Annotated in this window: 23 protein-coding genes and 1 riboswitch; of the genes, 7 read left to right on the top strand and 16 right to left on the bottom strand. The window is 36.6% G+C overall.

The features are described 5' to 3' along the window. Window positions 1–118: 118 nt before the first annotated feature. From HF876_RS15270 to HF876_RS15230, 8 genes are all read right to left on the bottom strand, one after another. A complete protein-coding gene (locus tag HF876_RS15270; protein ID WP_346764090.1) occupies window positions 119–712 on the bottom strand; it encodes a TetR/AcrR family transcriptional regulator in 594 nt (197 codons plus the stop codon). Between the two features lie 159 nt (window positions 713–871). Beyond that, a complete protein-coding gene (locus HF876_RS15265) occupies window positions 872–1,342 on the bottom strand; it encodes a GNAT family N-acetyltransferase (protein ID WP_169360915.1) in 471 nt (156 codons plus the stop codon). A 23-nt stretch (window positions 1,343–1,365) separates the two neighbouring features. Next, window positions 1,366–1,710, bottom strand: coding sequence for a hypothetical protein (locus HF876_RS15260; protein WP_169360914.1), 345 nt, complete (start codon window positions 1,708–1,710; stop codon window positions 1,366–1,368). Window positions 1,711–1,816: 106 nt separating this feature from the next. After that, complete coding sequence (locus HF876_RS15255) at window positions 1,817–2,296, bottom strand: hypothetical protein (RefSeq protein WP_169360913.1); 480 nt, start codon at window positions 2,294–2,296, stop codon at window positions 1,817–1,819. Window positions 2,297–2,735: 439 nt separating this feature from the next. Next, entirely contained in the window at window positions 2,736–3,938 is a 1,203-nt protein-coding gene (locus HF876_RS15245; protein ID WP_169360911.1) for a quaternary amine ABC transporter ATP-binding protein, read from the bottom strand. Then, complete coding sequence (locus HF876_RS15240) at window positions 3,935–4,795, bottom strand: ABC transporter permease (RefSeq protein WP_169360910.1); 861 nt, start codon at window positions 4,793–4,795, stop codon at window positions 3,935–3,937. Before HF876_RS15240 ends, HF876_RS15245 begins: the two co-directional genes overlap by 4 nt. Before the next feature lie 63 nt (window positions 4,796–4,858). Continuing rightward, window positions 4,859–5,854: an ABC transporter substrate-binding protein gene (locus tag HF876_RS15235; protein WP_169360909.1), complete on the bottom strand. Its 996-nt coding sequence runs from the start codon at window positions 5,852–5,854 to the stop codon at window positions 4,859–4,861. 517 nt (window positions 5,855–6,371) lie between these two features. Then, complete coding sequence (locus HF876_RS15230) at window positions 6,372–7,331, bottom strand: 2-hydroxyacid dehydrogenase (protein WP_169360908.1); 960 nt, start codon at window positions 7,329–7,331, stop codon at window positions 6,372–6,374. 153 nt (window positions 7,332–7,484) lie between these two features. Further along, a riboswitch (TPP riboswitch) is annotated at window positions 7,485–7,593 on the top strand. Between the two features lie 75 nt (window positions 7,594–7,668). On the opposite strand from HF876_RS15230, the gene HF876_RS15225 reads away from it, so the two are divergent. Genes HF876_RS15225 through HF876_RS15210 form a run of 4 tightly spaced genes read left to right on the top strand, consistent with a single transcriptional unit; the run spans window position 7,669 to window position 10,935 of the window. Beyond that, window positions 7,669–8,259: a YkoF family thiamine/hydroxymethylpyrimidine-binding protein gene (locus tag HF876_RS15225; protein WP_169360907.1), complete on the top strand. Its 591-nt coding sequence runs from the start codon at window positions 7,669–7,671 to the stop codon at window positions 8,257–8,259. Next, a complete protein-coding gene (locus HF876_RS15220; protein ID WP_169360906.1) occupies window positions 8,252–8,833 on the top strand; it encodes an ECF transporter S component in 582 nt (193 codons plus the stop codon). Before HF876_RS15225 ends, HF876_RS15220 begins: the two co-directional genes overlap by 8 nt. Further along, complete coding sequence (locus HF876_RS19295) at window positions 8,826–10,190, top strand: ABC transporter ATP-binding protein (protein WP_346764089.1); 1,365 nt, start codon at window positions 8,826–8,828, stop codon at window positions 10,188–10,190. Before HF876_RS15220 ends, HF876_RS19295 begins: the two co-directional genes overlap by 8 nt. Next, the gene (locus tag HF876_RS15210; RefSeq protein ID WP_169360905.1) at window positions 10,180–10,935 is read left to right on the top strand and encodes an energy-coupling factor transporter transmembrane component T family protein; all 756 of its coding nucleotides are present in this window, start codon (window positions 10,180–10,182) and stop codon (window positions 10,933–10,935) included. The genes HF876_RS19295 and HF876_RS15210 overlap by 11 nt, the downstream gene beginning before the upstream one ends. Window positions 10,936–10,978: 43 nt before the next feature. Here the strand turns inward: HF876_RS15210 and HF876_RS15205 are convergent, their stop codons facing one another. From HF876_RS15205 to HF876_RS15195, 3 genes are read right to left on the bottom strand one after another with little or no spacing between them, the layout of a single operon-like run. After that, window positions 10,979–12,277, bottom strand: a complete 1,299-nt coding sequence (locus HF876_RS15205) for a serine hydrolase (protein ID WP_169360904.1) — start codon at window positions 12,275–12,277, stop codon at window positions 10,979–10,981. A gap of 9 nt (window positions 12,278–12,286) precedes the next feature. Continuing rightward, on the bottom strand, window positions 12,287–12,592 hold the full coding sequence (locus tag HF876_RS15200; RefSeq protein WP_169360903.1) for a DUF2178 domain-containing protein: 306 nt from the start codon (window positions 12,590–12,592) through the stop codon (window positions 12,287–12,289). Window positions 12,593–12,595: 3 nt separating this feature from the next. Further along, window positions 12,596–12,817, bottom strand: coding sequence for a helix-turn-helix transcriptional regulator (locus HF876_RS15195; protein ID WP_169360902.1), 222 nt, complete (start codon window positions 12,815–12,817; stop codon window positions 12,596–12,598). 139 nt (window positions 12,818–12,956) lie between these two features. On the opposite strand from HF876_RS15195, the gene HF876_RS15190 reads away from it, so the two are divergent. Further along, entirely contained in the window at window positions 12,957–13,457 is a 501-nt protein-coding gene (locus HF876_RS15190) for a DUF1697 domain-containing protein (protein WP_169360901.1), read from the top strand. A 105-nt stretch (window positions 13,458–13,562) separates the two neighbouring features. Beyond that, complete coding sequence (locus HF876_RS15185; RefSeq protein WP_169360900.1) at window positions 13,563–13,931, top strand: VOC family protein; 369 nt, start codon at window positions 13,563–13,565, stop codon at window positions 13,929–13,931. Between the two features lie 67 nt (window positions 13,932–13,998). On the opposite strand, the gene HF876_RS15180 is transcribed toward HF876_RS15185, so the two are convergent. After that, complete coding sequence (locus HF876_RS15180) at window positions 13,999–17,085, bottom strand: efflux RND transporter permease subunit (protein WP_169360899.1); 3,087 nt, start codon at window positions 17,083–17,085, stop codon at window positions 13,999–14,001. A gap of 96 nt (window positions 17,086–17,181) precedes the next feature. On the opposite strand from HF876_RS15180, the gene HF876_RS15175 reads away from it, so the two are divergent. Next, window positions 17,182–18,015: a TetR/AcrR family transcriptional regulator gene (locus HF876_RS15175; RefSeq protein ID WP_169360898.1), complete on the top strand. Its 834-nt coding sequence runs from the start codon at window positions 17,182–17,184 to the stop codon at window positions 18,013–18,015. A gap of 72 nt (window positions 18,016–18,087) precedes the next feature. Here the strand turns inward: HF876_RS15175 and HF876_RS15170 are convergent, their stop codons facing one another. The 4 genes from HF876_RS15170 to HF876_RS15155 form a co-directional block, all read right to left on the bottom strand. Next, the gene (locus HF876_RS15170; RefSeq protein WP_169360897.1) at window positions 18,088–18,438 is read right to left on the bottom strand and encodes a DUF4260 domain-containing protein; all 351 of its coding nucleotides are present in this window, start codon (window positions 18,436–18,438) and stop codon (window positions 18,088–18,090) included. A 43-nt stretch (window positions 18,439–18,481) separates the two neighbouring features. After that, a complete protein-coding gene (lepB, locus tag HF876_RS15165; RefSeq protein ID WP_169360896.1) occupies window positions 18,482–18,949 on the bottom strand; it encodes a signal peptidase I in 468 nt (155 codons plus the stop codon). Window positions 18,950–19,173: 224 nt separating this feature from the next. Next, window positions 19,174–19,614 (bottom strand): hypothetical protein, encoded by a 441-nt coding sequence (locus HF876_RS15160; protein WP_169360895.1) that lies wholly within the window; start codon window positions 19,612–19,614, stop codon window positions 19,174–19,176. Window positions 19,615–19,638: 24 nt separating this feature from the next. Further along, a complete protein-coding gene (locus tag HF876_RS15155; RefSeq protein WP_169360894.1) occupies window positions 19,639–20,172 on the bottom strand; it encodes a dihydrofolate reductase family protein in 534 nt (177 codons plus the stop codon). Window positions 20,173–20,318: the final 146 nt, after the last annotated feature.

The following is a 20,318-nucleotide window of genomic DNA, read 5'->3' as shown; positions in this document are numbered from 1 at the left end:
CCCCTTAACGGATAAAGTAAGTATGTGTTTAGAATAAAGATAGTAATACATTTACACAAAATATTTTACATTCCCTCGTCCCTCAGTTAAGCTGTCACCAATTAATGCAACTTTCATATCAGTTTCCCCTTTTCTTTATTGAACTTAAAAATATAGTGATTGCTTGTTCAAATAAAGGCTCAAGTGACTGTAATGGCTGTGTATTGGTCAATTGACATAATCCCCCGAGCCAAGTTCCTAACAGAGCAGTCCATTCATCAACATTGCCTTTTTCGAACTCATCACATTCAATTCCTTCTATAAAGATTGAACGATAAGAGCTCATCGGCACTACCGCAAGTTCATATAACTTTCGGACCGATTCCAATGATGATTTAGGATTAGCTGCTAACTCCTCTCCAGCCTTAAGCAATGGAGTTTGATAATTGTACAAAACATGCTTGGCCATTCCGTACCATTTTTCAGTGGCTGATGAATAATTTTGTTCGACATCCGTCCATTTTGAATACCAATCATGCATGGAATTCTGTGCTAATAGGACAAACAACTTCTCTTTGTTTTCAAAATGATAGTAAATGTGACCTTTACTAAATCCAGAAGCTTTAGAAACATCTGCGATTGAGGTCTGATTGTAGCCATGTAATGAAAACAATTCAAAAGCCTTTTCCTTAATGATACGTTTTGCCTCTTTGCTGTCATAACGCCTACTCACTACAAAATAATCTCCTTTCGTCAATTTGAACGACCGTTCTAATTTTATTGTATGATTAATTCCTCCAAAATAAAAGTTTATTTTCTGAATTTTTAGCTTTATTTTACAAAATAAAAAAGAGCAACAATGTAGAGTTACCCTTCTAATAGAAATAATAATTCAAGTTTGTATGTCTCCATTTATTTTGGATACCCATTCGTATTGAATGTCAGGTAAATTTTCTTCGTTTTCATGTCCTCTACTTATCACTTCAAAGCCATGTTTTTCATAAAACTGCTGTGCATTTTTATTTACCGCAAATGTGTACAATGTTAATTTCCCACTAGATTTCACTTTTGCTTTATCTAGTAATGCTCGACCTATACCGATTCCTTGATACTCTATGTGAATATATAGTTGGCTTATTTCCCTGTCATTATAGGCGATCATCCCAACTACTTCTTCATCCATTAAAGCTAACTCTATTTGAAATTGTTCCGTTAAAATATGATTTAAAAAATAAACGTGTCTTTCGAAGTCGTGAATTTCTTTTTGGCCAATAGCCTGTTCCTTACTTTTCCGCCACATATCCACTGTTTGTACGGCGTACTTAGGGTTATACGGAATAATTTTGATCTTAGGGTGTAGCATATAATACCTCCTTAAACATAAAACTATTCTTCACAAAAATTATCTATATTTGAGTGGATGTAGTATCCAGCCATGGTGATTTTTCCGTTACTAAATAAATTGAAAGATTTTGTCTCACCTTCATTATTTTCGAGTGTAGAGAGATGCTCAAAATCATCAAACTCCATCTCTTGTGTACCTTCTCTTTTTGATTCGTTGATTTCCCTAACCACTTTATTAATGGTTTTTTCGTTTTCAATTTCTATTATTTCACCTTCTTTACATTTAATTGTAAGTTTAACCATCTCACCATTTAATAATGATTCATTGAATTGACTACAGGAGCATAAGAACAATATACATAGGCAATAGAGTGACATTCTCTTCATTTTTTCATCTCCTAAAGACTTAAAATGACTTCTAAATAAGTTATAGTGTCCCATAAACACCCAAATTCAGACCTTAAACATGAAATGCGCCCTGTTTCTAGTACCACTATTGGATCCATTCCATCACAAACAATTTTTGTTCTTTCGCATTTGAAATAGCCAGTATATAACTATTATCCTCTTCCAATTTATAAAAATATTTATCCTCTTCTTCAAAAGTCACAGGATTCTCTTGAAATAACATATTAAACTGCTGTGTATCCTTATTAATATTAGCCACATCTTTTTGAAATTTTTTAAGGTGTCCAGATACAGTGTCAAAGGAATCTTCATTAATTGAAATCCAACCATCTTTGTCCTCTAATTTCTTTTCAATAGACTTATAATGAAGTACATGAAATACTTCTCCCTCGCTAGGAAATCCATTTCTTGTATGAAAGACTGTTTCTATCTTGATTGGCCTTGGGATTCCTATCTCCCAATTCAACTTCCATTCGGTATATTGGGAAATATAATTCCAATTCACTGTTATTAAAACTATTATTAATAAAGGAACTGGAATCCAAATAAGTAATTTCTTTTTCACCTAAACTCTCCTTTAATATGAATGATAATTCTATTGTATTCACCAAAATATATAGTCATTTTTTTAATTATCTCGAGTTAAATCCCATACTCCATGAACAAAAGCTAAACAGCCCAGTTAAAAAGAAGGATAACAGAATAATCTCTATTGAAACTACATTTTCACTACTAAATACTAGCCAAGCAAATATGCCAAAGTAGAAGGCAATGAAAGCCAATATTGTTCTGATGTAGTTCCTTACTATTTTTTTCAGGCTTTTATTCATGGATAACTCTCCTTCTGACCAATTCTCAAACAACACTATGTTTACATGTTAAATTTTAACATAATTAAACAAATACTATTCTATTTATTACACATGTTGTTTTCATTTTTCATCTTTAAATGGTCAAAATAAAAAGCCCAAAGACATGTAATTGTCTTTGGGCTTCCTTGAAATTTATATTTCTTCCGTTTCTTCGATAGGATCACTTATTAAACTTGCCAATACATGCACTCGTAAAATAATTCCTTTCATCGTACCTTCCTCGTCTGTAACAACGAGAGGATACTTGGAATCAAGTACCTGTTGTATTAAATCTTGTACATATTCTTCTGGATGTACAGTTTTTACTTCCTTCGACATTGCTTCTTGCAAGGTTTTCTTTTGTTTCATCCCTTCAATAGCCTGGTCGATGGTAATAATACCTTGTAGCTGTCGCTTTCTGTCAACTACAAACGCACTCGAGTTACCATTCTCTCTCATTACCTGGATTGCAACATTTAGTCCATCCTTTAAGGATACTAATCCATTAGGCTTAGACATAATGTGTTCAGCCTGAAGAATTTTAGTGCGGTCGATATCGCGTATGAATTCCGAAATATAGCTGCTTGCTGGATTTTCCAGAATCTCTTCTGGCGTACCAATTTGCTCTACTTTCCCGTTTTTCATAACAGCCACACGGTCACCAATTTTAAATGCTTCGTTAACGTCATGTGTAATGAAAATAATTGTTTTTTGCAGACGATTTTGGATATCTAAAAGCTCTAGCTGCATTTCTCTACGGATTAGTGGGTCAAGTGCACTGAAGGGCTCGTCCATTAATAGGATGTCTGGATCGTTCGCAAGCGCTCTTGCGATGCCTACTCGCTGACGCATACCGCCAGAAAGCTCATCTGGATATTGGTTTTCATATCCTTTAAGACCGACCGTCTCTAAATGCTTCTGAGCAATTTCCTGACGCTCCTTCTTGGACATACCTCTAATTTCTAATCCATACTCAATATTTTCTAATACTGTACGATGACTAAACAGTCCAAAGTGTTGAAATACCATTGCTATTTTCTTTTGACGATAGAATTTTAACTGTGTCTTATTGTAATCGACCACATTTTCCCCATCGACATAAATAGCACCTGAGGTAGGTCTATTTAATAAATTCAAGCAACGGATTAGGGTAGATTTGCCACTTCCAGACAGTCCCATGATGACGAAGGTCTCTCCTTCCATGATTTCCATAGAAGCATTGTACACTCCAACAGTATGCCCTGTCTTAGCTAATATCTCTTCCTTTGGTACACTCTTCTCTACCATTGGGATAATTTTTTTAGGGCGTGGTCCAAATATTTTGGAGACATTTTCTAGTCTTAATTTTACTGTCATGCTACATCCCTCCTATGTTTCTGAAGGCGATTTGCAATTCCTCCGGTAACTCGGTCGATGATGATCGCTAGAAAGACGATACTAATTCCGGCTTCAAAACCAAGGGATATGTCAATTCGGTTAATCGCAAAGAGTACTCGCTCTCCAAGTCCCTGTGCCCCAACCATAGAACCAACAACAGCCATTGCAAGAGCCATCATCGTTGTTTGATTGATACCAGCCATAATTGTAGGTAAGGCTTGTGGTAGTTGTACTTTCATGAGCATTTGAGAGGAAGAGGAACCAAATGATTGTGCAGACTCTACAATTTCTTTATCTACACTTCGGATCCCTAATTCTGTTAAACGGATTACTGGTGGTAAAGCATAAATGATTGTCGCAATAACTGCTGGTACATTTCCTAGTGGAAAGAAGAAAATTACTGGTATTAAGTAGACAAAGCTCGGCATTGTCTGCATTGCGTCTAATATTGGGCGCATGATTCTGGACATGGACTTACTAAAAGCCATTCCAACGCCTAGCGGAATGCCTATTACAAGAGACAAAATTACGGAGATTAGAACGATGGAAATCGTGGTCATCGTTTCCGGCCACAAATCAAAGGAGCCTATTAAAAAGATAAATGCCCCATAAAGCAATCCTCCATAAATATTATTAAAATACCACCCTATTAAAAAGATGATAACAATAAATAACCACCAAGGTATTGCTAATAGACCTGCCTCTAAGCCTTTAATCATAGAGGAAGAAATAATAAAGATAAAATCAAAGAATGCATCAAAGTTCGCGGCTAAAAAATCCACGAATTTTTCTACTACATCCCCGATTGGAAAACGTACATCTGGAAATTCTGTCATATAGTAGGACTGCAAAACATACAGTCGCAGGTCACCTCTCTTTTAGTTAGATTGAGTTATGAATTATTTTAAAGAAGCTTTAACTTTTTCTGCCACTTCTTCTGACACCCAAGCTGTCCAAATATCTTCATACTCTTTCATCCACCAAATAGCGGCTTCATCTGCTTCCACATCATTTTCTTGCATGTAATCTAAAGCACTTTCTGTTAAATCATTGCTAGTTTCATAGTTACTTAAAAAGTCTACTACTTCCTTAGCTTGTGTTGGTAAATCTTTATGAACAGCAACCACTACATCATTCGGAGGAAATTCAGTTCCCTTCGAATCATTCCATGTTGCTTCATCGTATGGTGCGTCTTCTAATAGAGTTAAATCGTAGCTTGCTGTTACCCACGTTGGTGACCAATAATAACCTACCCACGGCTCGCCTTTTTTATATGCGCCAGCTAAATCTGCAACAATGGCAGAATCAGAGCCAGGTGCTAGATAGTTATATTGTTCGTCAAGGCCATATGTTTCAAGTTTCGTCCCCAAATACTCACTTACTACCCAACTGGATGGAGCACCGACCACTCGGCCTTTACTGCTATCTTCGGGATCTTGGAAAATTTCTGGATACTTCTCTAAGTCTTGAACTGTTTTTAAATCTGGAGCGATTGGTTCAATACCTCGTTCTGGATCTCCTTCTATCACGTAAGTTGGAACATATAATCCTTGCGCGTTGTCAGCGAAATTAGTAGCTACCTTTATGATATCTCCACTTTCAATTGCTTTTTCATAGACATCTTTAATGTTATCGGTCCATACTTCCATATAGACATTTATGTCGCCCTTTTCAAGTGACTGCATGGTTGCTGCCGTTGTTCCACTTGTTACTTCGGTTTCATAACCATAACCTTCTTCGACGATTGTTTGAGCTATGCTATTGTGTAGGCGAATACTATCCCACCCCGCATCAGCAAACTTAATCACCTCAATACTGTCCTTGCTTGTCTCACTGCCACAGGCTGCAAGTACTAAAAGCATGCAAAGTGAAAAAAATAACATAATCTTTTTCATTAGTTTGACTACCTCTTTTCATTCAGTTTATAAATTAGACGTTCGATCGCTCCTCCTTCAAAATCTATAAATAATTGCTAAAATCCTAAACAATTAAACTTCCCTGAATTTGGAAATTAAAGGACGTCTAATTTATAACTACTAATATTACTAAAAAAATTTGTATATTGCAAATTCACTTAATAAATGATTGTTATTATTCTATCTTTATCTGAATATTTTGTATCATATTTCTAGTTATTTATCATTAAGTAAATAGTAAAGCCTAGACAATCTATTCATATAAATAACGACGTAATTATTAATTATTTGTGATAATTCTTTTTTTGTTCGAGGGGGGCTTTCTCTAGGAGAAAGTAAGCAGATAAATAGAGGAGATTTTGAATTTATCACCATTCGGGGGATTAACACCATTCGTAGCGATTTATAACGTCATTAAGGTTTTAGCACTGTTCATGGGATTTTATTATAAAACTAAAAAAACCATGAACGATATGTTCATGGCATCTCTTACACTTTAAACCACTCTGTTTTCTGGTACCCGTTCCTCTAATGCATCTTCAATGGCCGTAGCATTGATCTGCATCATAGCAAGTCTTGTATAGATACTGGCACTACCGATATGGGGTAGGACAGTCACGTTAGGTAAGGTTAAAAGTGGATGATCTAATGGGACTGGCTCCGTTTCAAAAACGTCTAGACCCGCAGCCCAAATGCATTTGTTGACTAGGGCATCATAAAGCGCCTGCTCATCAACTATTCCTCCTCGTGCCACATTAATAAGAGCTGAGGTTTCCTTCATCATTTCCAGTTCTTTTTTCCCAATTAAGCCTCTAGTTTCTGGAGTGAGAGGAGTCAATATTACAACAAAATCTGACTCCTTTAGTAGTGTCTCAAGCTCCACATATGTAAAGTTATACTGTTGCTCAGATTCTAATTTTCTTGTTCGATTATGGTATAAGACCTTCATATCAAACCCTTTTGCACGCCGTGCGACTGCTTCACCGATTCTCCCCATGCCTATAATTCCTAAGGTTGACCCATAAACGTCCATGCCGGTCAGTTGCATTGGCGTCCAAGACTTCCATTTCCCTGCACGAATATCCTGCTCCGCTTCTGTAATACGACGGGCAGTTGCTAGTAATAAGGCAAATGTTAAATCTGCTGTAGTTTCCGTTAACACACCTGGTGTATTGGTTACAATAATCCCTTTTTCTTTTGCAGCCTCGATATCAATGTTATTATAGCCGACCGCAAGATTAGATATAATTCTTAGATTTGGTAGGCTTTCTATCAGTTCCCGGTCCACTTTATCCGAGAGAACGGTCCACAAAGCATTACAATCCTTTGCCTCTTTTTTGATATCCTCGTACTTCATTGGAATTTCATCGCTATGCCACATAATGACTTCAAATTTTTCTCTTAGTGGTTGTACAATCTCTTCCGGTAACTTTCTAGTAATAAATATTTTATACATCCAATTCCCCCTAATGATTTTCTGATAATTTAAGCATCGCTGATTTGAGAAAAGAATTCAACTGTATTTACAATAATATTTTTATACGCTATACTGTGGTCACATAAAAAAACAGATTGTGTAAATCTTACATAATTGGAAAACTACATACCGTTTCTGCACTAGGGGTGCCCACTTTGGCTGTGATGAGAGCTTTTTAAGCTCCGATCCCTTATTACTCGATCAGGATAATACCTGCGTGAGGAAGTGCGGTGACTTTCCTTTTTTTCATAAGGTTAGTGGCTGCATCTTCACGGATGTAGCTTTTTTTTATGAAAAATTTTAAGGAGGGTTTTGAATGGAATGTGGTTTAAGTCCGATTGTAGGGTTTCGTTTCTCCCTACATCCAATGAGCAATGAGTTTATCAGTATTATTAAGGGGGCGTTACAGGATACAGACACATCCAATGTGTGGATGCATACGGATGACGTATCGACTGTGATAAGGGGAAAACAAGCTCATGTATTTAATGTGGCAAAATCAATAGCTTTAAATGCAGCAAAAACTGGGGTACACGTGGCTCTATCAGGAACATTTTCAGCGGGCTGTCCAGGTGACACAGCAGCTGACGTTTATTTAGAAAGAGGGGATGAAGTTGCTAATATGGATGCAACTAAACAATATGTGTCCTCTCAATTCGCCTTATATCCAATGAACAATCCAAACTATATGGATGTTATCTACAAAGAGATTCAGCATGCGAAAGACGCTGGTGTATTCAATGAATCCATGCATTATGCAAGCGGTATCCATGGAGATATCCATGATGTATTTGCCTTCTACGAAGCTACCTTTAGCAGAGCCAGATCAGAGGAGCACAAGCATTTAGTAATGACTTTATCGATGAGCATTAACAGTCCTTCTCACGGAGATAATCTTCATGCTTAAATCATGGAAGCTAAAAGAGATTATTTTAATGTCTATCTTTGCGGTAGTATTTGGGATTGTGTATTTACTATTCCTTCACGTAGGAAATATTTGGTCAGGGTTTATTGGCCCAATCGCATATGAATGGATTTTTGGAGTATGGTTTATCGTTTCTATCATCTGTATGTATATCATTCGCAAACCAGGAGCTGCTGTAATCTCTGAAACTATTGCAGCCGCAATAGAGGTGCTTTTAGGTAATGCTGTTGGACCACGACTTATCCTTTCGGGTGTCATTCAAGGATTGGGTGCAGAGGCAGTATTCGCAGCTACCCGCTATAAACGATTTGACCTTTGGGTATTAATGCTTGCTGGTGCAGGGTCTGCAGTTTTTAGCTTTGTGTATGGATATTTTTTAGGAGGATTTACAGTTTATACTACTGGGTACGTCCTTTTTATGCTTGTCGTTCGGATTTTTAGCGGGACACTGATTGCTGGTGTAGGCGGCAAAGCCATAGCTGATGGCTTGCTTGCAACGGGTTCATTAAGAGGATATTCTATTTCACGCTCTAAAAAAGGTGACGCACGTGTCTAATGTTATCCGTCTCGAAAATGTTTCTTTTTCATTTCCTGATGAAGAGGTTCCTGTATTATCAAATTTTTCGATGTCTATTGAACAAGGAGAGCGTGTTGTGATTACCGGTCCAAGTGGCTGTGGGAAAAGTACATTGCTATATTTGTGTAACCGCCTCTACCCTGACAATTGCGATGGAATAGTTTCCGGGAAAATAGAGCTTTTTGGAAAGGACAGCGATTCTTATCGACCAGGCGAGGTCAATCATCGTATCGCTACCGTCTTTCAGGATCCGGATGCGCAGTTTTGTATGCCAACCGTTGAGGAGGAGCTTGCCTTTACTTTAGAGAATTTACTAGTGGCGCGAGAGGACATGGATTCAAGAATTTCAGAAGTATTGGAGGCAACCAGGTTAACCGCTTATCGACATTCCATCATTCAGTCACTTTCTGGAGGAATGAAACAAAGAGTCGCCACGGCTTGTGCGCTCATTATGAAGCCAGAGGTTTTATTGTTAGATGAGCCGATTACGCACTTAGATCCTTATACTGCAAAACAATATATTGAATGGTTGGATACACTGCAGCAAAGCTCTGGATTAACGATATTAGCAATTGAACACAAGCTAGACCTTTGGGAAGATTTCTTTCATCGTCGAATTAGATTAAAAGAAGACAGAAATTCGCTTATAGACGATGTTAAACGGGATAACAGGGTCCAACAGGAACTATCCCTACAAGTAGAAGGAGTTAGCACCCATAGTTTTCTTCAACCAAGCTCGTTTTCTTTACACAAAGGAGAGGTCGCAGTACTAGCGGGACCAAACGGCAGTGGAAAATCCACATTATTAAAGGCTCTTTCAGGGGTTCTGCCAGCTGAAGGCAACGTCCTGCCAAGCTTGTTAGGCTATGTACCACAGTCACCAGAATTTTTGTTTGTTACAGGAAGAGTAAAAGAGGAGGTCTCTTTTGGCGGAGGATCAAACACAGAAGAATTGCTGGAACGACTTGATTTATCTAGCATCTCTGAGGCCCATCCATTTTCTATCAGCCATGGACAAAAACGTCGCCTAGCTATAGCCGTTATGCTTTGCCAGAACCGGGAAGTGATTTTGATGGATGAACCAACTTCTGGTCAGGACTCTGCTAATCTGACAGAACTTTTAAAAGTCGTAGATGAGCGTTCTAGGGCAGGTACTACTTTTCTAATCGTTACCCACGATATGGAATTTGCGTATAAGGTAGCTGATTCCATCTTATTGATGAGGAACGGAGGAGTGACAGGGAAATATAGTGCGACCAGCTTCTGGGATAAGAAAGATTTAATGCTAGAACATCAATTACTTCCTCCTAAGCGAGGTCCTGTCTATGCGTGCTAGCCTTCATAGGATGAATCCGTCCGTTAAGTTTGTGATCGTAATGATTTGCATGCTTTCACTAGCATTCTTTTTCGATCCATGGACACCACTAGTTTTTTGGTTCAGCATTATGGTGATGCAAATATTCTTAAGCAATATATCCTGGAAAAACTGGACCTTGCTGATGCTTCCTTTCGTAATCGCAGCTTTTGGTTACCTTTGGACCACTCTTCTATTTGCAGAGAGCGGGACTGGAACTGTTCTTTGGTCCATCGGTTCTGTCGATATAACGGAAAGCCAATTGAACCACGCCTTATCCTTAAGCTTTCGGGTGTTGGCCTTTTCTAGTCTAAGCCTATTATTTGCTCTAACAACCGACCCAATTATATTTATACGGAGTCTAATGCAGCAGTTGAAGCTGTCTCCTAAAATTGCTTATGGTATTATGGTTGGTTATCAATTTTTACCGCTTTTAAAGGACGAGTTTATACAAGTTCAACAAGTACAGAAACTGAGAGGACTAAGCGACGACTCCAATGTTTTTAAAAGACTGATTGGTTTACGTCGCGTATTGATCCCTATGCTTTCTGGGGCTGTTCGTAAGGCTGAAAGAGTGGCGTTCGCAATGGAAGCAAGAGGCTTTACGGGGGAACCTAGAAAAGTCTTTTATCATGAAGTGCCTATTGAAAAGAAGGATTTTATACTAGCGTTCTTGTTTATTTGTGTTTTACTAATTAGTTGTAGCACTAGTATGTGGCTACCGTAAAGAAAAAGAGTGTCTCCAGACCTGGATGACACTCTTCTTTCATTTATGGCAACTCGCTTTCCACTAACTCTATATAGTCCTGGTCATCTATTAATTTAAATAGGAAGTGATCTATACTTTTTTGCAGAGAAAGGCTTTGTAACAACGATAAATCATCTAGCATGATTACCATCTCCATCCGCTCCCCTTGCTTTGTCTCAACATAAATAACTTGATTTAAAACAAAGGCTGTCGAACCTCCCTTGGCACCGATATGATCAAACTTTTCCTGATTACTTTCATAGGCGAGAGGCCACTCCAATATGTCTCTTAAAGTACTAGTGACATTTGATGAAAACTCATTGTTCGATATACGAGAAACAATTTCTCCGTAGGCCTCTGCAGAAGCTCCAGTCAACCGATCTGACCATATGCGTTGAATGTCCATAGAAATATCAGAAACATCCGTTACTGCGAATTGTTTAGATTTTAACAGTTGACTGACTTCTTTAGCTAATGAACGATATTCTTCCATGGACATATTATTCAATCTATTTATTAATGCCTTTTTGCTTAGATTTTCCTTTTCCTTAAGGTAACTGGATATAGCTAAAGCGCCTACAATCGGATAGATTTCTTCATGATTCTCAATATCCAACACTTCCAGCCTATTGTTAATTGCGTCTAGCCCGAGCAGTTCCATGAGATATTCCGTGTTAGCGTTCGAGCTGAACTTAATCATTCCTTTTGCCACTTCCTGTAGCGTTGGTTTTTCTGTTTCTAAGCTATCTAACCAGGCTTCATGGGCTCCCCCATCGGTTTTTGGAATATAATAAACATCTAAATCCTCTAAACCTATGCTAGTTGTAGGATCAACCTTTCCCTCTTCTACTTGGAAGGCATATTCCATCGCAACCACAATTTTCACGACACTAGCGAGGGGCCTGGCCTCCTCTACATTGTGACTAATGAGGACATTACCATCCTTTGAAAAATACAGAGATGAAGTATCGGGATATTCTATAAGATGCTCTAAAACAGTATTAGACTCAGGACTTCCCAAAATATCGTTTAATAGCCAATATAGTACTCCCCCTATAACAACAAAAATAGAAGCATATATGATTAACCTTTTTTTCGTATAGGTTTTTTTGTCCAAAAAAATTCCAAGAATTATAAGGAGGAAAATCCCTATCCATATATTAAAACTATAAAATAAATGTGCAAGGATAATCGCCAACAATACTATCATATTTATAATAATAGATGTAATTTCCCATTTGCCTATGTTTTTTGCATCCTTTAGAGGAAGTAGGGTGAAGAATGCATAAATTCCAATACCAATCCACGTATAAATGCTCATCGTATCCTCCTAATACTTTCTTTTTAAAACGATTATGTTAATGGCGTGCCAAATCATTAACCCCGTGAGTAGAAACCATATTGCTAGCTTATATGATTCATAGCCTATTTCGCTTATATATGAGTCATATAGCTCAATCATGAACCATCCAAAGGGTGCAAACGGAAATATGATGCTGTAGGATTTGTGAGCGATTGCGTTACCCCTTTCATCTTTTCCTTCACTACTCCATTCAAATTTGAAGCTTATATAGCAAGCACCAAAAAAGATAATTACATAAACAAGCCTTAATATACCAAATACAACCTCCGTCACTTTCTATTCCCCCTCTTTCTTATATTGAAATACATCCGTTAAATCCACTTCAAATAGCAATGCAATGTCAAAGGCTAGCTTTAACGATGGATTGTACTTGTTCTTCTCAAGCGAAATAATTGTTTGCCGGCTTACTCCCAATAAATCAGCAACTTCTTTTTGGGAAAGACCCTTTTCAGCTCTTAATACTAAAATTCTATTGGTTATTCGTCTCTTACTTTCCATGTTCTGTCACCTCAAACAAATTGTAATATATTTTTTACTTAAAGTAAACTATTTTTTACATTTTGTTAGAATTATATTACATATTTCACTAATCAGAAAATATAGGTATGATTAATGTAAAAATAGTGGAGGTCGTAACATGTCGTCAGTAGCTCTATTAAGAGGGATCAACTTAGGAAAGCTCAACAAAGTAGATATGAAATCGCTAAAGCTTCTTTTTGAAGAGTTAGGCTTTCAAAATGTGCGTACGTATATTCAAACGGGAAATGTTATTTTTGATAGTGAAGGTTGTAGCGAGGAAAAACTAGAAGAAGCATTAAGGAATACCTATGGTTTCGAAATCCCTGTTGTAGTGAGGTCCAAAGCAGAACTGGAGGAAATAAGTAAAAATCCACTTTTCTTAAATGACCAAACCTTCGTCATGTTTCTAAGAAAAGAAATTACAAACGATGAGCTTTCTATTTTAAAGGGAATTGTAGAGGATGATTTTATTGTCCTACATAATCGAAACTTGATCATCCACCATACTAAAAATTATCATCAAACTAAATATACAAACACCTTCTTTGAAAAGAAGCTTCAAATGGTATCTACAGCTAGAAATAAAAATACGGTAAATAAAATATTGGAGCGAATGTAACCTTTTTAACATAAGAATTACTTATGCCTTTTCATGATTTATATAAATTTTTATTATCAAAAAATTCACATTATAATTAAGTTAATTCATAAGGGGGTATGGACCATGTCATTTACATTTAAAAGAATTGATCACATTCAATTAGCTGCTCCAAAGGGCTGTGAGGAAGAGGCACGCAGCTTCTTCACGGGAATATTAAGATTAAAAGAAATAGAAAAACCACCACTTCTAAAAAAGAAGGGTGGCGTATGGTTCGAGCTGGGAAGCTATCAAATTCATATCGGAGTTGAAGAGCCTTTCTCTCCAGCAAAGAAGGCACATCCGGCTTTTGAAGTTGAAGACCTTGAAGCGCTAAAAATGCATTTAACCGATCAACAGGTAAGCTTTAAAGTAGATACAGAACTACCAGGGGCTAATCGCATATATATTAACGATCCATTTGGTAATCGTATCGAGATATTAGAATGGATTTAAGAAAAGGATAAACTAAGTTTTAAAAAAAACGCCTGTGGGAATTTAATCCCACAGGCGTTTCTCTTATTTAATTATCTTGTACTTCGTTACGTTTTTTCTTAAATAGCTTCGATAGAACCTCGTAAACGATTGGAACGATGATTAATGTTAGTAGCGTAGAACTTGCTAGACCACCAATAACCGTGATACCTAATCCTTTCGAGATTAAACCACCACCACCTGATCCAACTGCAAGTGGTGCAAGTGCCCCAATGGTTGCAATAGCTGTCATCAGAATAGGACGTAAGCGAGTTGCACCAGCTTCAAGGATCGCTTCACGCATATTCATACCTTCGCGTTCCATATGAATGATTCGGTCAACTAATACAATGGCATTCGTGACAACGATACCAATCAACATGAGAAGACCCATCATAACAGATACGGATATTGTTTCGTTTGCAATCCATAGACCTGCAAATGAACCAATTACTGCGAATGGTAATGAGAATAGGATAGCTAATGGTGCAATACCTTCACCAAATGTTACTACTAATATAAAGTAAACAATCGCAATTGCTGCAAGCATTGCTACTCCAAGCTGAGTGAATGTTTCATTCATATCTGCAGTTACACCGGCAACACCAACTGTAACGCCTTTAGGTAAATCTAGCTTTTCAATCGCTTTATCTACATCTGCAGATGCTTTTGAAATATCATCATCTTGAATTGTAGCGGATACAGAAGCATAGTATTCACCTTTACTACGAGCAAGCGTATTTAGAGCGTAACCCTCTTCTACTGTTACTAATTCAGACAATGGCATTGTAGTTCCCATTGCTGTCGGTACTTCTCTAGCTAAAATATCATCAATCGATTTAGGTGTTGCTGTTTGTTCTTGCTGTACAATAACCTCTAAATCATTTCCTTCTTTTTCAACTGTCGTTAATACTTCCTCCGTAGTGGAAGGACTCAACATCCCAACGATTTGACCAGTTGTTAAACCGTACTGCAATAATTCATCTTGAGCTACTTGGAATGTATACTCTACGTAGCTGTCTTCAGCACTCGAAGAAACATCTTCTAATCCTTTTGTTTCTCCCATTACTTCTTCAACCATTGCAACAGCTTCGTTCAACTTATCTAAATCTTCACTATAGAATGTATAGCTAATTTCATTTGTCGACATGGACATACTTGAGAAGTTTTGGCTCTTCCATTCGCCAGTTTGACCAATGTTGAACACATATTCCTCGATTTCCTCACGAGCACCTGGGAAATCTTCCATATCCTCATCAAAGATCAAGTACATTAATGCGCCGCCTGAACCTCCGCCCATCATTGCAGTCATGTCATTTGCGCCGTCACCGTTGATAGATACTTGAGTGATATCAATATCCTTACGTTTAAGCATCTCTTCTTCAACTTTAGTGACGTTTGCCAATGTGTCTTCTTTTAGCTCACCAGCTTTTGGAGTGTAAGTTAAATACATTACTTTTTCTTCTTCACTACCCAAGAAACTGAAACCGATTAACGGCGTAAGCATCAAGCTACCTACTAGTAATGCAACCGATACAAGGGAAGTAATAATTTTGTGGTTTAATGTCCACTCTAGAACTTTTTTATAGCTACCAGCTAACTTACCTTGCTCTTTATGATTACTCTCTGTTTTTTCAGCGTACAATTTCTTCTTAAATAAGAAGTGAGACATTGCAGGTACAATTGTAATTGCTACTAACAGTGATGCACCAAGAGCAAATGTCATTGTTAATGCGAATGGCATGAACAATTCTCCAACCATACCACCTACAAAGATTAATGGAGCAAATACCGCTACCGTTACCAATGTAGAAGAAAGGATTGGTTTGAACATCTCAATCGTTGCTTCACGAACAAGGGCACGGCCTGTTAATGGTTCGCCTTTTAAGTGAAGGCGTCTATAAATGTTCTCTACAACAACAATCGAGTCATCGATTACACGTCCAATTGCTACGGTAACGGCTCCAAGTGTCATAATATTTAACGTAATATCTAACCAATTTAATAGCAGTAATGCCATAAAAATAGAAACTGGTATAGACACAATAGAAATAATTGTAGATTTAAAATCACGTAAGAACAATAGAATAATCAGCACGGCGATTAATCCACCAAACAATGCTTTTTCAACCATTGTAAATACTGAATCTTCAATAGGAGCACCTTGGTCTAAGGAAACGTCAATCACTAAACCATCAATGTTCTTTTCTTCTTCTGCGATTAAATCTTTCACTGCATTTACTACTGTTACAGTGTTAGCATCTGGATTTTTTACAATTTGGATTGCAATTGCATCTTTCCCATTTGTACGGGAAACCGATTCTACTTTACCAACTACTTCTATAGAAGCAATATCTCCAAGTTTCACAAAAGGAGATGGGTTTGTAGCAGAAGGTGTAACAGGGATAAGCATTTCTTTCAGTTCGTCGGCTGTCATGAACTTACCGTCAACCGCTACTGCCTGCTCGCCTTCTTCAAATTCAAACAATCCTAAGGATACTGCCATATCACTTGCTTGGATCATTTGTTTTACTGTATCTTGAGTTACATCTAGTTCGGCCATTTTTGCTTCGTCATATGTAAGCTCTACTTCTTCAATATGCTGGCCTGTTATAGTAGCAGACCCAACACCATCTATTTTTTCAATTTTCGGTAGTAAAATTTCTTCTACTGTCGATGTTAGCTCTACGATATCTTCTTCTGTGCTACTTACGCTTAGGGCTGCTACCGGCATCATATTCATGCTTATTGCCGTAATAGTTGGCTCCATTGCTCCTTCAGGTAAGGAGATCGTATCCAATGCAGACTCCAATGCGCGTTTTGCTTCATCCATGTCTGTGCCATATTCGTACTCTACTTGAATATTAGACATATTCGAATAGGAATTGGAATATACCGATTTAACATCCTCTAGTCCTTCTAACGCTTTCTCAAAAGGCATCGAGATATCTTCCATAACTTTTTCAGGAGTCGCACCTGGATAAACATCCATCACCATTAAGAATGGGATCGAAATATCTGGAATGGTCTCCATCTTCATTCTTGTACCTGAATAAATACCGGAAACAGTAATGATAATAGTCAATAACCATACCGCTAACTTATTTTTTAGTACAAAATTCACTAAACCTTTCACACTTGCACCTACCCTCATTTGACTTATCAAACTCATTTATTTATAATAATGACTAATTGGTCATTTGTCAACAATAACCATTGGGAGCGATAAGATATGGTAAAGAAACAATTAATAATGGATAAAGCATTAGAACTTTTTGCAAAGCAAGGTTTTGAGGCTACCTCAGTCCAACAAATCACTGACCATTGCGGCATTTCTAAAGGTGCTTTCTACCTTTCCTATAAATCCAAAGATGAGCTCATCACTTCTTTGGTAGATTGCTTTATGAAGCAGATTATTTCAGAAATTGACTACTCGGTCAAAGAATGTTCACATTCTGACGATATGCTATATACCTTTTTCTACACTGCCAACAAGGCATTTCAAGAAAACTCTACTTTTGCTAAAATCTTCTTCAAGGAACAGACACATACGGTAAACGATGATTTATTAAAAAAACTAACTTATTATGACAATCTATTAAATGAAATTATTCTTTATATGGTAGACAAGTTAGATTTAACTTATGAAGAAACAAAATATGACTTACTTATTTGCATAAAAGGCTTTATGAAAATATATATCGACCTCTATCTATTCTTTGAATTACCAATTGATATAGACACGCTAACTAAGTCACTTGTAGAAAAGACGAAAGTATTAGCAAAACATTCAACGATTCCTTTAATCTCAACAGATAGTGCTCAAATTATGCAAAAGGTTATAAAAGAAAACACCGATAAAGATATGCAAATACTTGAGTTAATCAATCAGATTCTACTAGAAATAGAAGAGCCAATCGAAAAGGAAACGCTTCAAATTTTAAAAAATCACCTCCTAACCGAAACTCCGAGTCTCGCACTTATAAAAGGTCTTTTAGAGAATATTAAAAACCACCCTCAATGCAAGTGGGTTTCCTACTTGATTAGAGAACAGTATAAGCTTTAAAAAAAAGCGTCTGACCAGTTGTGTGACTGATTAGACGCTTTTTATATGACTATAAAAAATCTCACTTTAATTTTAAAGCCTTTGCATATGAGTTTCTTTAAAAGATTCTTGGTACTTTAATCCAAAGCCAAAAAGTCTATCCATAAAAATATGGGCTACCCAAATAATAGAAATTATAAGCAAATAATCTTTTAAAAAGTAGAAGTAACCTAATGTTAAAAGTATAGGAAAAATAAAACTGTGACCAACATTATAAATGGTTGCACCAATTTTATTATTAATTGTATAACCGATCATCGTAATATCAGGAACGAATAATAGTAAAAAAAACAACCAGATTGGAAAGTCCAGCTGCATATAAATAAAAAAGGAAATCCCGAAAGCTAATCCGTTTTCGAGGCGAATTATATGATTGACCTTCACTTCAACACCCTTTCTAGACAGATTTCATTGAGTTTTCCCCAAGCTATTTAATCTCTACCACTTTCCCCAAAATATCTTCTTTCGCTATTGGACCGACCAATCTGCTATCCTTACTTGTTAAAGGAACTAGGCTATCTCCAATTACAAAATACTCGTCATTCTTTAATTGAATACCATCTATAGGGATTTCTCCTTCCCATACGTCTGTAAAGCTATATTCACTTTCTAATGGTTTGCTATCTATATAAATGGTACCATCTTGAATTTGGATTAATTCATTAGGCAAGCCTATTACTCTTTTAAAATGCTCATTTTCTTCGAGATAAAAAAGCACGATATCGTCACGATTAATTTCATTTTCTTTATAGTAACCCTTATCAACTAATACCTTTTGCTCGTCTTTTATAGTAGGCGACATAGATATTCCATCAAATTCATAAACGGTTTCTTTTGCACCTACACATCCAACTAAAAATGAAATGCAAAATACCATTAACATTATCTTCTTCATCCTCTTCCCACCTCATATACCTATTATTAACAGTTTATCTTTATAATTTTATCATAAAAATTCTTCGCTACCTGCTTTTGAGGGAGACAGAAATTAGACTGTTACTACTATTTCAAGGTGTTTATCTATCGTTTCAGTAGAATTTCTCTTTCACTCAACGACATTTATCACCCGTTCTCTACGATTAATCAAGGATAGTACAAGCATCAAGGGATTGAACACGGTTAATCCCAACAATTAAAAATAACCTCTCCATTAGTATTTGGACGCCAGTGCTTCACATTTTTTAATTCAACCTCTGATAAATCATGAGCGTTAGGATTAAACTGCTCATTTAAAAAAGCTGCTTCTAAAACTGTATAATATGGAATCAGCTCAGTGAACAAATTATCATATTCTATAAATTGTAGCTGGAGTTCATTTTCATATAATACAATGGCTGCATATGGAAAATATTGATGCAGTAGAATCGACACCACTTTTTTATCTACCTCAATGTCCATACGAAAATAATTCAATGGGTAGCTAGGTGAAAAAAAACCAATTATTTTACCATTAATCTTTCTAGCAATTTCGTATCCTAGCTTTTTAAATAGGTTTCCATCCATCTCATTCATTTCAATCATACTATTTGCTAAGCCTGTAATATTCATGGGGAGTCGCATTTCATTCACACCTTATACATGCATTTACTTTTTAACTTCATAATGTAGTTCTACAAACTGGTTGAAGGTTCTAGTTCCTTTCAATATAAGGTCTAACTGATAATCTCCTTTATTGAATAATGGAATTCCTTTTCCGATGATAGTTGGGGCTACTGTTAAAATAATTTCATCTACTAGCTTTTCTTTTAAAAATGATTGTAGTAATTTGCCTCCGCCTACAAGCCATATGTTACTTCCTTCTTGACTCTTCAGTTCGTTGGTTAAACCCACGACGTTTTTATTAGTAAATTTAACATCTTCGGTATCTTCCATAGTGGATCTTGTAAATACGTAACATTCTTTATTTTTATATGGGAATTCTCCTGATTCATGTTTTACTATCCAGTCATATGTTTTTTTACCCATTAAAACGGTATCTACCGTCTCATAAAACTCTGATATTCCATTATCACCCTCACCCTCTACATTAAATAGCCAATCTAAAGAATCATCTTCCGTAGCTATATATCCGTCTAAGCTAGCCGCAATATATAATACTAAATCTCGTTTATTGTTCATCTTATCCCCCCTAAAATTAATTGACTTCATTACTTTCTATCATAACAATATTAATCCTTTAATATACAACTGACTTAGGTGCATTGGATCCTTCATATTTTAATTTATATAATAAAATACCATGAACACTTGGTCCATGGTATTTA

It is taken from the genome of Psychrobacillus sp. BL-248-WT-3 (assembly GCF_012843435.1).
Taxonomy (GTDB): Bacteria; Bacillota; Bacilli; order Bacillales_A; family Planococcaceae; genus Psychrobacillus.
This window is presented reverse-complemented; position numbering and strand designations above follow the sequence as displayed.

Coding starts and splice junctions, on each gene's coding strand:
- HF876_RS15265 (WP_169360915.1), bottom strand. CDS start 1,342: ATGCTACACCCTAAGATCAAAATTATTCCGTATAACCCTAAGTACGCC.
- HF876_RS15260 (WP_169360914.1), bottom strand. CDS start 1,710: ATGAAGAGAATGTCACTCTATTGCCTATGTATATTGTTCTTATGCTCC.
- HF876_RS15245 (WP_169360911.1), bottom strand. CDS start 3,938: ATGACAGTAAAATTAAGACTAGAAAATGTCTCCAAAATATTTGGACCA.
- HF876_RS15240 (WP_169360910.1), bottom strand. CDS start 4,795: ATGACAGAATTTCCAGATGTACGTTTTCCAATCGGGGATGTAGTAGAA.
- HF876_RS15235 (WP_169360909.1), bottom strand. CDS start 5,854: ATGAAAAAGATTATGTTATTTTTTTCACTTTGCATGCTTTTAGTACTT.
- HF876_RS15230 (WP_169360908.1), bottom strand. CDS start 7,331: ATGTATAAAATATTTATTACTAGAAAGTTACCGGAAGAGATTGTACAA.
- HF876_RS15225 (WP_169360907.1), top strand. CDS start 7,669: ATGGAATGTGGTTTAAGTCCGATTGTAGGGTTTCGTTTCTCCCTACAT.
- HF876_RS15220 (WP_169360906.1), top strand. CDS start 8,252: ATGCTTAAATCATGGAAGCTAAAAGAGATTATTTTAATGTCTATCTTT.
- HF876_RS15210 (WP_169360905.1), top strand. CDS start 10,180: ATGCGTGCTAGCCTTCATAGGATGAATCCGTCCGTTAAGTTTGTGATC.
- HF876_RS15205 (WP_169360904.1), bottom strand. CDS start 12,277: ATGAGCATTTATACGTGGATTGGTATTGGAATTTATGCATTCTTCACC.
- HF876_RS15195 (WP_169360902.1), bottom strand. CDS start 12,817: ATGGAAAGTAAGAGACGAATAACCAATAGAATTTTAGTATTAAGAGCT.
- HF876_RS15190 (WP_169360901.1), top strand. CDS start 12,957: ATGTCGTCAGTAGCTCTATTAAGAGGGATCAACTTAGGAAAGCTCAAC.
- HF876_RS15185 (WP_169360900.1), top strand. CDS start 13,563: ATGTCATTTACATTTAAAAGAATTGATCACATTCAATTAGCTGCTCCA.
- HF876_RS15175 (WP_169360898.1), top strand. CDS start 17,182: ATGGTAAAGAAACAATTAATAATGGATAAAGCATTAGAACTTTTTGCA.
- lepB (WP_169360896.1), bottom strand. CDS start 18,949: ATGAAGAAGATAATGTTAATGGTATTTTGCATTTCATTTTTAGTTGGA.
- HF876_RS15160 (WP_169360895.1), bottom strand. CDS start 19,614: ATGCGACTCCCCATGAATATTACAGGCTTAGCAAATAGTATGATTGAA.
- HF876_RS15155 (WP_169360894.1), bottom strand. CDS start 20,172: ATGAACAATAAACGAGATTTAGTATTATATATTGCGGCTAGCTTAGAC.